The sequence below is a fragment of the Kitasatospora sp. NPDC114501 genome (assembly GCF_055633695.1).
The window spans coordinates 123,848-136,559 of sequence record NZ_JBVKDS010000019.1; the positions used below are offsets into that span (position 1 = coordinate 123,848).

Below are 12,712 nucleotides of genomic sequence, written 5' to 3' on the forward strand. Positions count from 1 at the left end.
CGCCGAACCCTCAACTCCCCACGGAGGAACGGCCCATGACGATCCGTATCCGAACCGCCGCGGCCCTGGCCGGCGCGGCGCTGCTCGCGGCCGGTCTCACCGCCCCCGCCACCGCCGCCCCCACCGCCAGCGCTCCCGCCGCCACGGCCGCCGCGGTCAGCGCCACCCCGCACCGGGTGCTGTTCGACAACAGCAAGGCCGAGACCGCGGGCAACGCCGACTGGATCATCAGCACCAGCCAGCCGGACCCGCTGGCCCAGAACGCCGCCCCCACCACCGAGAAGAGCTGGACCGGCGCCCTGTCCGCCTGGGGCGTCGCCCTCCAGAAGACCGGCCAGTACAGCCTGAAGACCCTGCCGGCCGGCTCCACGATCAGCTACGGCACCGGCGCCGCGCTCGACCTCGCCAACTTCGACACCTTCGTGATCCCGGAGCCCAACATCCGGTTCAGCGCGAGCGAGAAGACCGCGATCATGAAGTTCGTGCAGAACGGTGGCGGTCTGTTCCTGATCTCCGACCACCTCAACAGCGACCGCAACAACGACGGCTGGGACTCCCCGAAGATCATCAACGACCTGATGACCGGCAACGGGGTGAACGACAACGACCCCTTCGGCTTCTCGGTCGACCTGCTCAACATCTCCACCGACAACCCGCGCGCGACCAACGACGCCACCGACCCCGTGCTGCACGGCACCTTCGGCACCGTCACCGGCTCGATCCTGCGCAGCGGCACCACCTTCACCCTCAAGCCCGCCGACAACCCGGCGGTCAAGGGCCTGGTCTACCGGACCGGCTACAGCGGCAACACCGGCGCGTTCTTCGTCACCAGCACCTTCGGCTCCGGCCGGGTCGCGATCTGGGGCGACAGCTCCCCGGCCGACGACGGCACCGGGCAGTCCGGCAACACCCTCTTCAACGGCTGGGACGACCCGGCGGGCACCAACGCCGCGCTCGCCCTCAACGCCACCGCCTGGCTGAGCAAGGCCTGACCGGCCGCGCGCCCCGGCGGGCCTTCCCGCCGGGGCGCCGCCGTCGGGGCCTCCGTTCACCAGGCCCCCTCATCAGGAAAAGGTCCGCTCCCTCCCCTACTGTCGGATTACCGACGCCCGGGACCGATGGGAGCGGCCATGCCGTCCTACCCCTTCCACACCACCCGCGAGGACCTGCGCATCCCGCTGCCCGACGGGACGCGGCTGGCCGCCCGGCTGTGGCGGCCGGTCGGCGGCGAGCCCGGCCCCGCGGTGCTGGAGTACTCCGGCGGCCGCCTCACCGACCGGACCGCCGCCGAGGACGCCCGCCGCCACCCCTGGTTCGCGGGCCACGGCTACGCCGCCGTCCGGGTCGACACCCGCGGGCACGGCAACTCCGAGGGCGTCCCCGGCGAACCCGGCGGCGACCAGGAGCTGGCCGACGGCGCCGCCGTGGTCGACTGGCTCTCCCGCCGCCCCTGGTGCAACGGCCGGCTCGGCCTGCTCGGCGTCGGCGCGGCCGGCACCACCGCCCTGCGGCTCGCCGCCCGGACCCCCGACACCGTCGGCGCCGTGGTCACCGCCTGCCCCGAGGGCGGCCACCGGCTCGGCGGGGCCGTGCTCGCCGCCGACCTGCACACCCGGCTCACCGCCCTGGTCGCCGACGCCGCCCTGCCACCGGACCCGCGGCACGTCGGCGACGCCTGGCGGGCCGCCTGGCTGGCCCGGCTGGAGTCGCTTCGGCCGCCCGTCGAGGACTGGCTCGCGGCCGGCGAGAGCACCGTCCCGGTGTCCGTGCCCGCCCTCGCGGTGGCCGGCTGGGGCGACCCGTCCTGCTCCTTCGTGCTGCGGCTGCTCGCCGAGTCCCCCACCGCGCGCGCCCTGATCGGCCCCTGGCCGCACGGGCTGCCCGAGGACGCCCTGCCCGACGCCCTGCGCTGGTGGGACCACTGGCTGCGCGGCGCCGACACCGACGCCCTCAAGGCGCCCGCCCTGCGCAGCCGGCTCGGCGACCGCTGGGCCGGCGACGAGGCCTGGCCCTCCCCCGACGTGCGGGAGATCCACTACGGCCTGGACGGGCCGCTGCGCACCGCCGGCACCGCCTCCGACGACCGGTACGTCCGGGTCCGCTCCCCGCAGCACACCGGCCTCAACGCCGGCGCGTACGTCCCGCACGGCCGCCCCGCCGACCGGCCGCCGGACCAGCGCGAGGAGGACGGCCGGTCGGTCTGCTTCGACTCCCAGCCACTGCCCGAACCGGTCGAGCTGCTCGGCATCCCGACCGTACGGCTGCGGCTGCGCGAGGAAGGGGCGCCCGTCCAGGTGGCGGTACGGCTGTGCGCGGTCGGCCCCGACGGCACCTCGGAGCTGGTCACCCGGGGCGTCCTGGTCGCCGAGGGGCCGGACGCCGAGGTCGAGCTCGCGGCCTGCGCCTGGGCGGTCCCGGCCGGGCACCGGCTGCGGCTGGCCCTCTCCTCGGTCTACTGGCCCTGGGTGTGGCCCCCGGCGGAGGACACCGGGTACGGCGTCGACCCGTCCCGCTCCGCGCTGAGCCTGCCGGTGCGCCACCTCGCCGCCGACGTCGGCGCCCCGCCCCTCACCTTCGAGGCCCCGGTGCTGCCCGACCCGCTCGACATCCACCTCACCGAGCCGCTCACCGCCCGGCCCGAGCACCTCACCGTGCACGACATCGGCCGCCACGAGTGGCGCACCGAGCTCTCCCCCGCCGGCGACGGCAGCCGTACCCACCCCGACGGCCTGGTCCGCGACGAACACACCGTTACCGCCTACCGGGTGCTCACCGGCGCCCCGCTCAGCGCCCAGGCCCGCACCGACCACACCGTCCGGCTGGAGCGGCCCGACATCGGCTGGGACGTCACGGTCCAGACCCGCACCCAACTGCGTTGCGACGCCGGGCACTTCGTCAGCGTCGTCCAGGTGCGGGCGCTGGAGGCGGGCTCGGTGGTGTTCGCCCGCGAGTGGCAGCACCGGGTGCCCCGGGACCGCGCCTGAGCGGCCGGCGGTCGACTGTCCGGCCGTTGGCCTCCAGCGGCCGGCCCTTCCGGCGGTCGACCTTCCGACTGTGGGCCTCCGGCGGTTGACCTTCCGGTGCGGCCCGCCGATCATCGCCCCCGTGAACGCACGCACCCTCTACGAGCGGCTCCTCGACCACGACGGGCCGTACCAGGACGACCTCGACCGCTGGCTCGCCGGTCCGCAGGCGCCCGGGTACCTCGAACGCCTCCGGACCGCCGCCGTCCACGGCACCTCCTGGTGGGCGGACGAGAGCGCGGACGGGCCCGGGCTGCTGGAGGAGCTCCACGCCCTCGGCCGGGTCGCCGACCTGCTGCTGCTCGACCCGCAACCGTCCGGCTACCAACGCCTGTTCACCGCGCTCGGGATGGCGCCCTTCGACGGCGCCGGCCCCTTCGACCCCTTCCTGCACGAGATCGTCGAGGTCGAACAGGCCGAGGACCCGTGGGCGCCGATCACCGTCCTGGACGTCCGGTGGCCCGGCCTGATGCTCGGCGAGCTGCTGTTCAACCGGGCCGGCGTACGGGTCCGTGCGGGCACGGCACACGCCGAACGCGGGGTGGCCGACCGCTTCCCGCTCTACTGGACGTTCCGCCGCGCGCACCGCCCCACCCGCGACCTCTCCCACGGCTGGGGCGGCAACTCGCAGTGGCGCACCGGCTTCCGGCTCGACTACCGCACCGCCGGGGGCGACCTGCTGAACGCCACCGACGCCGGATCGGTCGACGGCCGCCCCGACCTCGGCCCCTACCGGGACCTCACCCCCGAGGAGCGCCTGCTCACCGCCACCGAACGGCGTGAACTCCTGCGCCACCGCAGCCTCCTGCGCACCCCGCGGGCGGCCGCCGGACTCGCCGCCTCCCCCGGGTGGGAGCTGGAGCTGTTCCCCTACGAGTGGCGGCTGCCGGACGGGGAGGCGTGATCGGCCAGCACCTCGGCGACCACCCGGCGGGCGATGCCCGTCATCCTCGGGTCGCTGTCCCGGTAGTAGGCCAGCTCCAGCAGGGCGATGGACAGGGCCCAGCCGCGGGCCCGGTCCCACGTCGCGTCGTCGGCGGCCACGGCCGTACGGAAGTCGGGGCGGGCGGTGGCGGGCAGCACGTACCAGGCGGGGATCAGGTCGACGGCCGGCTCCCCCAGGCCCGCGCAGCCGAAGTCGATGACGGCGCTCAGCCGGCCGCCCGGGTCCACCAGCAGGTTGCCGGGCTGGAGGTCGCCGTGGATCCAGACCGGCGGGCCGACGGGCGCGGGGGCCCGCAGGGCGTGCTCCCAGGCGGCGGTCACGGCGGCGGCGTCGACCAGGTCCGGCACGGCCGCGATCGCCGTCCTGGTCGCGGCGTCGCGCTCCGCCAGCGACTCGCTGCGGTAGGCGGCGGGGGCGCCGGTCGGGTCGATCCGCCGGACGGCGGTCACGAAGGCCGCCAAGTCCCTTGCCAGCAGCCGGGGTTCGGCGACAGACCCGGGGTCCGGGGTGGTGCCGTCGAGCCAGCGCAGCACCGACCAGGACCAGGGGCAGCCGTCCACCGGCCCGCCCACGGCCAGCGGGACGGGCACCGGGACCGGCAGCCGGGGGGCCAGGCGCCGCAGCCAGACGTCCTCCTTGGCGATCTCCTCGACCACCCCGGGGATCCGCGGGATGCGCACCACCAGCTCCGTCCCCAGCCGGTACATCGCGTTGCTGGTCCCGGCCGGCACCACCGGCTCGACCGGCAGGCCGGCCCACTGTGGGAAGTGCTCGGCGACCATGCGGCCCACCAGCGCCTCGTCGATGTCCAGTTCGTCCGGGTGCAACTTGCGGGAGGAGGCCATGGGGCCCGACCCTCTCACCGGACGGCCGGGCCCGGCAACCGGATTGGCGCCGAGCGCCGTGGCCACCGGAGCACCGCCGCTACCAGGGCACCACGTTCCCCTCGTGGTCCAGGAACCGCAGGCCGGGCCGGCCCCGGTGGCGCTCGATCGTCGCCACCACCCCGGGGACGCTCTCCTCCACGCCGAGTTCGGCGTCGGGCCCGCCGAGTTCGGTGCGCACCCAGCCCGGGTCCATCAGCAGCAGGGACCGCGCGCTGCCGGCCTGGCGGACGGCGTAGCAGCGCATCAGCTGGTTCAGCGCGGACTTGCTGGCCCGGTACAGGTCCTGCCCGCCCTCGGTGTTGAGGGAGACGCTCCCCTGGTCGGAGGACATCACGCCGATGGTCCCGGCCGGCGCGACCAGCGGGCCCAGGCACTCCACGACCCGCATCGGGCTGAGCGCGTTGGTGACCATGACCTCGGTGAACATCTCCGTCGGCACCTCGCCGATCGGCAGGTCGCCGCGGGTGACGGCGGCGTTGACGAAGAGCAGGTCCAGGGTGCGCCCGGCCAGCCGCTCGCGCAGGGCCGCGGTCTGCCCCGGGTCGGTCATCTCCAGGGACTCGACGGTCAGCCGTCCGCCGGCGGTCTCCGCGAGCTCGTGCAGGCCGGTGCGCCCTCCGCCCCGCACGGTGCCGATGACGTCCCAGCCGAGGCGGAGGTACTCGGCGGCGATCCCCAGGCCCAGGGTGCGCGAGGCGCCGATGACGAGGGCGGTCCTGGTGCGGTCGGTGCTACCCGCGGTGTCGATGGTGTGGGTCATGGGTCGAGTCTCGGAGCGCCGGGACCGGGCGTCCAATGCCCTTCCGGACGCGTTGATACCGTGCGGGCATGGATCTGGACCTGCGCAAGCTCCGCTACTTCGTCGCGGTGGCCGAACACCGGCAGTTCGGCCGGGCGGCGCAGGAACTGTTCATCACCCAGCCGGTGCTCAGTCGGCAGATCCGGGCGTTCGAACGGGAGTTGGGCTGCCGGCTGTTCACCCGGACCACCCGCAGCGTCGAACTGACCGAGGCCGGGAGGCGGTTGTACGAGGAGGCGGCGCTGATCGGCACGGTGGTCACCACCGCCCTGCGCCGCGTCCAGGAGGCCGCGCGCGGCGAGCAGCGGCTGGTGGTGGCCTTCTCCCCCGGCCTGCACGTCTCGGAGGCGATCCGGGCGTTCACCGCGCGCCACCCGCAGGTCGCGGTGGACGTCCTGCCGCTGCGCTGGTGGGAGCAGGACGCCCCGCTGCGCGACGGCCGCGCGCACGTCGGCCTGCTGCGCCGGCCCTTCGACGACACCGGGCTGCGCACCGTCCCGGTCGGGCAGGAGACCAAGGTCGCCTGCCTGCCGGTCACCCACCCCCTGGCCGACCGCACCGCCCTCACCACGGCCGACCTCCACGGCGAGCCGGTCCTCGACGCCCGGACGCGGCGGACCTCCTCGCTGGACGAGAAGTTCGAGCTGATCGCCTCCGGGCAGGGCATCGCGCTGGTCCCGGTGAGCGTCGCCGGCTCGTACTCCCGCCCCGGCCTGGTGTACCTGCCGGTCACCGACTCGCCGCCGGTCGGGATCTGCCTGGCGGTGCCGGAGGGCGACCGCCCGGGCCCGGTGGCGGCCTTCCTGGACATCGCCACCGCCACCCTGCGCCCGCCGTCCGGTGGGGCGTTCCGCTGACCTCGCCCGCCTCCACGCCCGTCCGGTCCCGCGCCGCGCGCCGCGCGTCAGCCCCGTACCGCGAGGTCCTGACCGCCCACCACCTTCAGCAGCCGCAGCGCCGAGTGCGAGGGCGTCCCGGGAGCCGCGGTGTAGAAGATCGTCCACTGGTCCCGGTGCGGGTCGTGCAGCGCCTCGCAGTCGAGGTCGAGCGGGCCGACCACCGGGTGGATGATCCGCTTCCTCGTCGAACGGCGGACCTCGACGTCCTGCCGTGCCCACAGCTCACGGAACTCGGCACTGTGCGCGAGCAGCCGGTCGACCAGGGCGCGCAGCCCGCTGTCGGCGGGGTAGCGGGCGGTGGCGGAGCGCAGGTCGGCGACCGCCCCGCAGGCGAAGGCCGTGGCACCGTCGGGATCGTGCAGGGCACGGGCCGCCGGGTCGGTGAAGAACCGCCAGACCAGGTTGCGCTCGTCCGGCGGCAGGGCGGAGAAGTCGCCGAGCAGCGCGGCCGCCATGGCGTTCCAGGCGAGCACCTCGCGGACGGCGCTGCAGACCATGGCCGGGGTGTCGTCCAGCCGGTCGAGCAGGTGCAGGACGCCCGGCCGCACGTCCCGGACCGGACCGGGCGGTGGCAGCGGCGACTCGCCCACCAGGTGGTGCAGGTGGGCGCGTTCGTCGTCGGACAGCCGCAGCGCCCGGCCGATCGCCCCGATCATCTGCCGGGACGGCCGCGGCCCCCGGCCCTGTTCGAGGCGGATGTAGTACTCCACCGACATGCCCGCCAGCTGCGCGACCTCCTGGCGCCGCAGGCCGGGAGTGCGCCGCCGACCGCCGTCCGGCAGGCCGACGTCGGCCGGCTGGACGCGGGCGCGCCGGCGCCGCAGGAAGGCGGCAAGCTCCGCTCGGTCGACGTGTTCCACGCCGCCAGTCTCCCCGACACCGGCCCACGCCACCATGGGACCGCCGGTACCACCCTCGACAGTGCTCTCCCGGCCCCCGCCGCACCCGGCCAGGGTGGGGCCCATGACCACTTCAGCGCAGCACCGCATCGCCCTGATCACCGGCGCCAACAAGGGCATCGGCCTCGCCACCGCCGGGGAACTCGCCCGCGCCGGGCACACCGTGCTGATCGGCGCCCGCGACCCGGAGCGCGGCACGGCGGCCGCCGCCGCACTCACCGCCCAGGGCCTCGACGCCCGCTTCGTCCACCTGGACGTGACCGACCCGGCGACCGTCGCCGCCGCGGCCGACCGGATCGACGGCGAGTACGGCCGGCTGGACACCCTGGTCAACAACGCGGGCGTGGCCCGGGACTGGCAGCGGGCACCGGAGGAGCTGCCCGTCGAGGCCGTGCGCGAGACGTACGAGACCAACGTCTTCGGCGTCGTCGCCGTCACCAACGCGATGCTGCCGCTGCTGCGCAGGTCGCCGGCCGGGCTGATCGGCAACGTCTCCAGCCGCCTCGGCAGCTTCTCCTTCCTGGCCGACCCGCAGGACCCGACGTGGGAGCACGCGGCGCTGCTCGCCTACAACTCCTCCAAGGCCGCGCTCAACGCCGTCACCCTGGTGTACGCCCGGGCGCTGCGCGAATCCGGCATCAAGGTCAGCGCGCTGGAGCCTGGCTACTGCGCGACCGACCTGAACGAGCACAGCGGTCCCGCCAGTGCCGAGGAGGGCGGCCGCCGCATCGCCCGGCAGCTCGGCGAGGCGGCGGCCGGGGCGAGCGGGTCGTTCTTCCGGCCGGAGGGCGGCACCTACCCCTGGTGAACCGCGCCGGCGGCGATCAGGCCGGGCAGGTCCCGCATGTCGTCGAAGACCACCGTGCCCGGCCCGGCCAGCCGCTGCGCCGCCGTGACGCCGCCCGCGTAGCCGAGCGCGCGCATCCCGGCGGCGCGGGCGGCCTCGACGCCGGGCCCGCTGTCCTCGACCACCACGCAGGCGGCCGGGTCGACGCCCATCGAGCGCGCGGCGTGCAGGAACAGGTCGGGGGCGGGCTTGCCCCGCTCGACCTCGGTGGCGCTGAAGATCCGCCCGGCGAAGTGGTCGTGCAGGCCGGTCCGGCCCAGGGTGTGGCGCATCTTCTCGTGCGTACCGCTGGAGGCCACGCAGGTGGGCAGGGTGATCGCCGCCAGCGCCTCCGGCAGGCCGTCCACGGGAGTCAGCCCGGCGTCGACCTCCTCGGCGTGCAGCTCGACGAAGCGCTTGCTCCACACCGCCGCCGTGTCCCCGCCCAGCCGCTCGGCGACCGTCGCCCGGTTCGCCGCCTCGGACCGCCCGACGAACCGCTCGATCGCCTCCGCGGCGGTCAACGGCCAGCCGTACTCCTCCCCCAGCCGCACCAGCACCCGTACGGCGATCACCTCGCTGTCCACCAGGACGCCGTCGCAGTCGAATATCACCAGCTCAATCGGCTTGATCATCCGCCCAGGATAGGGCGGCCCCGCACCGTCAGGGGCCCGGCGGCGGGAGGCTCGTCACCGCCCCGGGGACGCTGTCCGGCAACCGCACCGGGTTCGAGCACGGGTAGCCCGCCACGACGGACTTGGCGTACTTCAGCGCGATGTCGAGGACGGCCCGCTGAACCGTGTCCACGCTGACCCGGACCTCCATGTACGGACGGCCCGTGCGGTTGTTCTCCGGGTGGTCACAGCGGAACCCGAGGCCCACGGACTTTCTCCCGACCCACCCCTGAACATCGGCACCGAAGTCGAGCCGGCTCATGCCGTTGTCGTAGGTCTCCGAGCCCGCACCATAGCTGTAGTTCATGGTCGACTCGTCCATCGACCGCACCCGGACCGTCAGGAGGGCCGTCTCCGCGTCCCGCCAGAGCACGCAGGTCTGCTCCTCCTGGCCTGGCCTGAGGCGCTCCCTGCTGCCGCCCCCGTAGTGCTCGACTAACGTTGGGGGAAGGCCATCCGCCAGGGGCGCGAGGTCCGCCCGGGTGAGCACCGACCAGCAGGCACCGGCCGACGGCTTCGCCGGTGCGTGGGCCGACCGCCACCACCACCCGACGCCAGCCCCGGCGAGGACCACCGCCGCAACCATGGCGGTGAGCCACCGCCGCCGGAGCCGCTTGCCCTCAGCCACTGACGGCCCGGGCGAAGAGCCCCGCGCTGTCGGCCGCGCCGGCCCGCACCTCGTTCGCGGCTCCCGTGGACAGCGCCTCGATCTCCTGCGGGTTCAGCCCGGTTCCCTGCGCGGCGTCGAAGAGCCACGGATTCACCCGCCGCTCGCAATCCGGGTCGGCCACCCGATTTCCCCCAAAGAGTTCGGCACATCCGACCGCGAGTCGACGTCGGAATGCCTGCTCGAATCCCACTGATGAATCGTTCGTACGAACGGATCCCTGTGGAAGCTTAGCCATGAATCCGTACCGCACACGGGAGTTGAGCTACTTCTGAGGAAGAACGGGAAAGGCCCGGCGGCTACGGCCGCCGGGCCTTCGGGGCGTTACCGGTTCAGCCGGTCTGGACGGCGGTGTCGTCGATCACGAAGCTGGTCTGGAGCGAGGCGTCCTCGGTCCCGGCGAACTTCACGGTGACCGTCTGGCCCGCGTAGGCCGACAGGTCGAAGGTGCGCTGCTGGTAGCCCGCCGCGGCGTCCGCGTTGGAGTAGGTCTTCAGCGCGGTGCCGTTCACGGTCACGGTCAGCTTGTCATACGCGGTGCTGCCCGACTCGGCGGTGTCGATGTGCAGCCAGAAGCTCAGCGTCGCCTTGCAGCCCGACGGGATGCTCACGGTCTGCGACAGCGAGTCCGAGTGGGTGGAGCCGTAGCCGTTCATCCACGCCTTCCAGGAGCCGCCGTGGGCCGCCTGGGAGGAGCTGTTGTCCACCACGCCGCTCGACGCGGTCCACGGCGTCGCCGTACCCGTCTCGAAGCCCGCGTTGCCCAGCAGCTGGGCCGGCGTGCAGGTGCCGCCACCGCCGCCGGTCACCGCCCAGGTGAAGGAGGTGGAGGCCGACTTGCCCGCGGCGTCCGTCACGGTGACGGTCACGTTGGCGCTGCCCGCGGTGGAGGCGGTGCCGGTGATCACGCCGGTGGAGGAGTTGATCGACAGCCCGGCGGGCAGGCCGGTCGCGGCGTAGGACAGGGGGGCGGTGCCACCGGAGGCGTTGATCTGGAGGTTGACCGCGCCGCCGACGGCGGTGGACTGGTTGCCCGGGTTGGTCACCGAGACGGCGCCGCTGCCGGCCGGCTTGGTGAGCAGGCAGCCGGAGACGTTGAGGTCGATGACCCGGCTGGAGTTCAGGCAGGTGGTGAACCAGTACGTCTGCTCGCCGTAGCTCTGGCCCTTGTAGGCCTTGGTGGTGCCGTCGGCGGCCACCTCGCACGGGTTGTTGAGGGTGCACATGGCGCCGTCGTCGTTGCCGGTGTTGTTGATGCCGATGATCCGTCCGCTGGCGGAGTCGACGATCGGCGAGCCGGAGGTGCCGTGCGTGGTGTTGCAGCCGGAGCTGTAGCGCAGCGAGTCGTGCCAGGTCCACTCGTCCTCGCGCAGGGTCGGCACGAAGCCGTTGACCGAGCAGTTCCAGACCTGCTTCCAGTACGACGAGGGTATGTACATCGACGCGCCGTCGGCCGGGTGGGTGTCGCTGATGGTCAGCGCGGCGGCGCCGTACTTGGAGGTGATCGACCCGTAGGTGTCGGTGAGTTGGTAGAGCGCGACGTCGGTACCGGTCATGGTCGCGTAGAGCAGCTTGTCGGCCTGGACGGTGCCCAGGCTGCCGCCGGAGGCGTTGAGCAGGGTGCCGCTACGGCTGGCCGTGGTGTTCTGGATGACCTGCCCGGCCGCGGGCATGGTCGGCAGGCAGTGTCCGTTGGTGAGCATCATCGCCCGGTCGCCGGCCACCGAGGTGGGGTAACGGACCAGCGAGGCCGAGCAGTTGCTCAGGGCGATGGTGGACGTCAGGTCGGCCGCCTGGACGGCCTGCGCGGGGGCGGCCGCGAAGGCCAGCCCGCCGGCGACAACGGCACTCGTACCGGCCACCGCGACAAGTCTCTTGAACATGGCTCTCCTTGTGGGGGATCGCGGGGTGTACGACTGGTCGTCGACGCCCACGCCGCACGAAAGTGCCATGGTCACTTCAAAGAGGTCAACCACTCTGACCGAACTCGCACTGTCCGGGACGGGTCGTGCCATCCGACGGCAACGACCCGTCCCGGTATGCCCGTTACGGGCCGGCGCCGGGGCCGGAGACGGGGCTGCAACTACGGTTACGGTTACGGCTGCGGGAAGGCGTTCGGGTCCACGTCGCTGGTCTTGGCGTTGCCGTCGGCCACCGGCTGGAGGGTGATCTCCCAGGAGGTCGCGGTCCGCCCGGTCTCGAACGGGAACGTGTCCTCGAACTTGGTGAAGTGGCAGTTCTGGGTGAAGGCCTTGGCGTCGGAGTCCCAGTCCGCGCCCCCGGAGACGAAGACCTCGTACGTCCCGTCCTCCACGCCCTCGACGTCGGCGTTCTGCCCCTTGCCCACGAACACCGAGTGCACGGCCTTGCCGTTCAGCGCGAGCGAGACCACCGCGTCCGTCCTGCCGCCGTTCTCGACCTTGAACACGCCCTCGCCGCGGAGCTTCCCCTTGCGGACCATGGTGCCGTTGTCCAGCGAGCGGGACTGCTGCGGGGGCAGCGGCGGGACGGCGAAGGTGGTCTGGTAGCCGGCCGCGGTCATCTTGGTGAGGGCCGCCGACACCGCCGCCAGGCCCTGGGAGGTGCCCAGTTCGGCCTCGGCCGAACTCAGGGCGCAGACCTTGTGGGACGTGATGTCGCTGCGGACCTTGCCCGCGTCGGTGGCGAGCGAGCTCATCGCCGCCACCAGCTCGGTCTGTGCCGCCGTCACCGTGGGCGGCTCGTCCGCCCTGCCCAGCGTCTTGGCGGCGCCCTCGGCGCTGGTGACGATGCCGCCGAGCACGGTGTCGAGGTCGCCCACGCTCTTGGCGCCGGCCACCTGGGCGAGCGCGGTGGTGACCGGGTCGACGCTCGCGCTGAGCACCGGGCCGTACGGCGCCCGGGTCGGCGTCGGCTTCGGCGTCGCGGTCGGCTTCGCGGCGGCCGACGAGCCCCCCGCCCCCGCCGACCCCTGCCCGGACGAGCCGCCCGCCGAACCACCGCCCCCGGAACAGGCCGCCAGCACCAACGCCGCACCCACGGCCACGCCGGCCTTCCCCACGAACCGCTCGGACTTCACGAACCTCATGCCCCACCCCCGGGAACCCGCCCTG

The 12,712-nt window shown here is 73.9% G+C and carries 11 protein-coding genes and 3 pseudogenes; 5 read left to right on the top strand and 9 right to left on the bottom strand.

Going from position 1 to position 12,712, the window contains the following annotated elements:
• Nucleotides 1-35 precede the first annotated feature (35 nt).
• From ACZ7RU_RS31405 to ACZ7RU_RS31415, 3 genes and pseudogenes are all read left to right on the top strand, one after another.
• Nucleotides 36-989, top strand: a pseudogene (locus ACZ7RU_RS31405) (hydrolase); the annotation flags it as partial.
• Between the two features lie 141 nt (nucleotides 990-1,130).
• Complete coding sequence (locus tag ACZ7RU_RS31410) at nucleotides 1,131-2,984, top strand: CocE/NonD family hydrolase (RefSeq protein ID WP_470344358.1); 1,854 nt, start codon at nucleotides 1,131-1,133, stop codon at nucleotides 2,982-2,984.
• Between the two features lie 121 nt (nucleotides 2,985-3,105).
• Complete coding sequence (locus ACZ7RU_RS31415; protein ID WP_470344359.1) at nucleotides 3,106-3,927, top strand: hypothetical protein; 822 nt, start codon at nucleotides 3,106-3,108, stop codon at nucleotides 3,925-3,927.
• Here ACZ7RU_RS31415 and ACZ7RU_RS31420 read toward each other — a convergent pair.
• Both ACZ7RU_RS31420 and ACZ7RU_RS31425 read right to left on the bottom strand, forming a co-directional pair.
• A complete protein-coding gene (locus tag ACZ7RU_RS31420) occupies nucleotides 3,894-4,814 on the bottom strand; it encodes an aminoglycoside phosphotransferase family protein (protein WP_470344360.1) in 921 nt (306 codons plus the stop codon). The genes ACZ7RU_RS31415 and ACZ7RU_RS31420 overlap by 34 nt on opposite strands.
• 79 nt (nucleotides 4,815-4,893) lie before the next feature.
• Entirely contained in the window at nucleotides 4,894-5,616 is a 723-nt protein-coding gene (locus tag ACZ7RU_RS31425; RefSeq protein ID WP_470344361.1) for an SDR family NAD(P)-dependent oxidoreductase, read from the bottom strand.
• A 68-nt stretch (nucleotides 5,617-5,684) separates the two neighbouring features.
• On the opposite strand from ACZ7RU_RS31425, the gene ACZ7RU_RS31430 reads away from it, so the two are divergent.
• Nucleotides 5,685-6,512: a LysR family transcriptional regulator gene (locus ACZ7RU_RS31430; protein WP_470344362.1), complete on the top strand. Its 828-nt coding sequence runs from the start codon at nucleotides 5,685-5,687 to the stop codon at nucleotides 6,510-6,512.
• Between the two features lie 47 nt (nucleotides 6,513-6,559).
• On the opposite strand, the gene ACZ7RU_RS31435 is transcribed toward ACZ7RU_RS31430, so the two are convergent.
• Nucleotides 6,560-7,414 carry a helix-turn-helix transcriptional regulator gene (locus ACZ7RU_RS31435; RefSeq protein WP_470344363.1) on the bottom strand — a complete coding sequence of 285 codons (855 nt, stop codon included), beginning with the start codon at nucleotides 7,412-7,414 and terminating at the stop codon, nucleotides 6,560-6,562.
• A 103-nt stretch (nucleotides 7,415-7,517) separates the two neighbouring features.
• Between ACZ7RU_RS31435 and ACZ7RU_RS31440 the strand changes: the two genes are divergently transcribed.
• Nucleotides 7,518-8,261 carry an SDR family oxidoreductase gene (locus tag ACZ7RU_RS31440; RefSeq protein ID WP_470344364.1) on the top strand — a complete coding sequence of 248 codons (744 nt, stop codon included), beginning with the start codon at nucleotides 7,518-7,520 and terminating at the stop codon, nucleotides 8,259-8,261.
• On the opposite strand, the gene ACZ7RU_RS31445 is transcribed toward ACZ7RU_RS31440, so the two are convergent.
• The 6 genes and pseudogenes from ACZ7RU_RS31445 to ACZ7RU_RS31470 all read right to left on the bottom strand — a co-directional run bounded on the left by ACZ7RU_RS31445 (nucleotide 8,249) and on the right by ACZ7RU_RS31470 (nucleotide 12,687).
• The gene (locus ACZ7RU_RS31445) at nucleotides 8,249-8,914 is read right to left on the bottom strand and encodes an HAD family hydrolase (protein ID WP_470344365.1); all 666 of its coding nucleotides are present in this window, start codon (nucleotides 8,912-8,914) and stop codon (nucleotides 8,249-8,251) included. The two genes, ACZ7RU_RS31440 and ACZ7RU_RS31445, sit on opposite strands and share 13 nt — an antisense overlap.
• A gap of 28 nt (nucleotides 8,915-8,942) precedes the next feature.
• The gene (locus tag ACZ7RU_RS31450) at nucleotides 8,943-9,326 is read right to left on the bottom strand and encodes a hypothetical protein (RefSeq protein WP_470344366.1); all 384 of its coding nucleotides are present in this window, start codon (nucleotides 9,324-9,326) and stop codon (nucleotides 8,943-8,945) included.
• Nucleotides 9,327-9,573: 247 nt separating this feature from the next.
• On the bottom strand, nucleotides 9,574-9,813 hold the full coding sequence (locus ACZ7RU_RS31455) for a hypothetical protein (protein ID WP_470344367.1): 240 nt from the start codon (nucleotides 9,811-9,813) through the stop codon (nucleotides 9,574-9,576).
• 139 nt (nucleotides 9,814-9,952) lie between these two features.
• Nucleotides 9,953-10,681, bottom strand: a pseudogene (locus tag ACZ7RU_RS31460) (Ig domain-containing protein); the annotation flags it as partial.
• Nucleotides 10,682-10,885: 204 nt separating this feature from the next.
• Nucleotides 10,886-11,635: pseudogene (locus tag ACZ7RU_RS31465) on the bottom strand (trypsin-like peptidase domain-containing protein); the annotation flags it as partial.
• An 80-nt stretch (nucleotides 11,636-11,715) separates the two neighbouring features.
• On the bottom strand, nucleotides 11,716-12,687 hold the full coding sequence (locus tag ACZ7RU_RS31470; protein ID WP_470344368.1) for a hypothetical protein: 972 nt from the start codon (nucleotides 12,685-12,687) through the stop codon (nucleotides 11,716-11,718).
• Nucleotides 12,688-12,712: the final 25 nt, after the last annotated feature.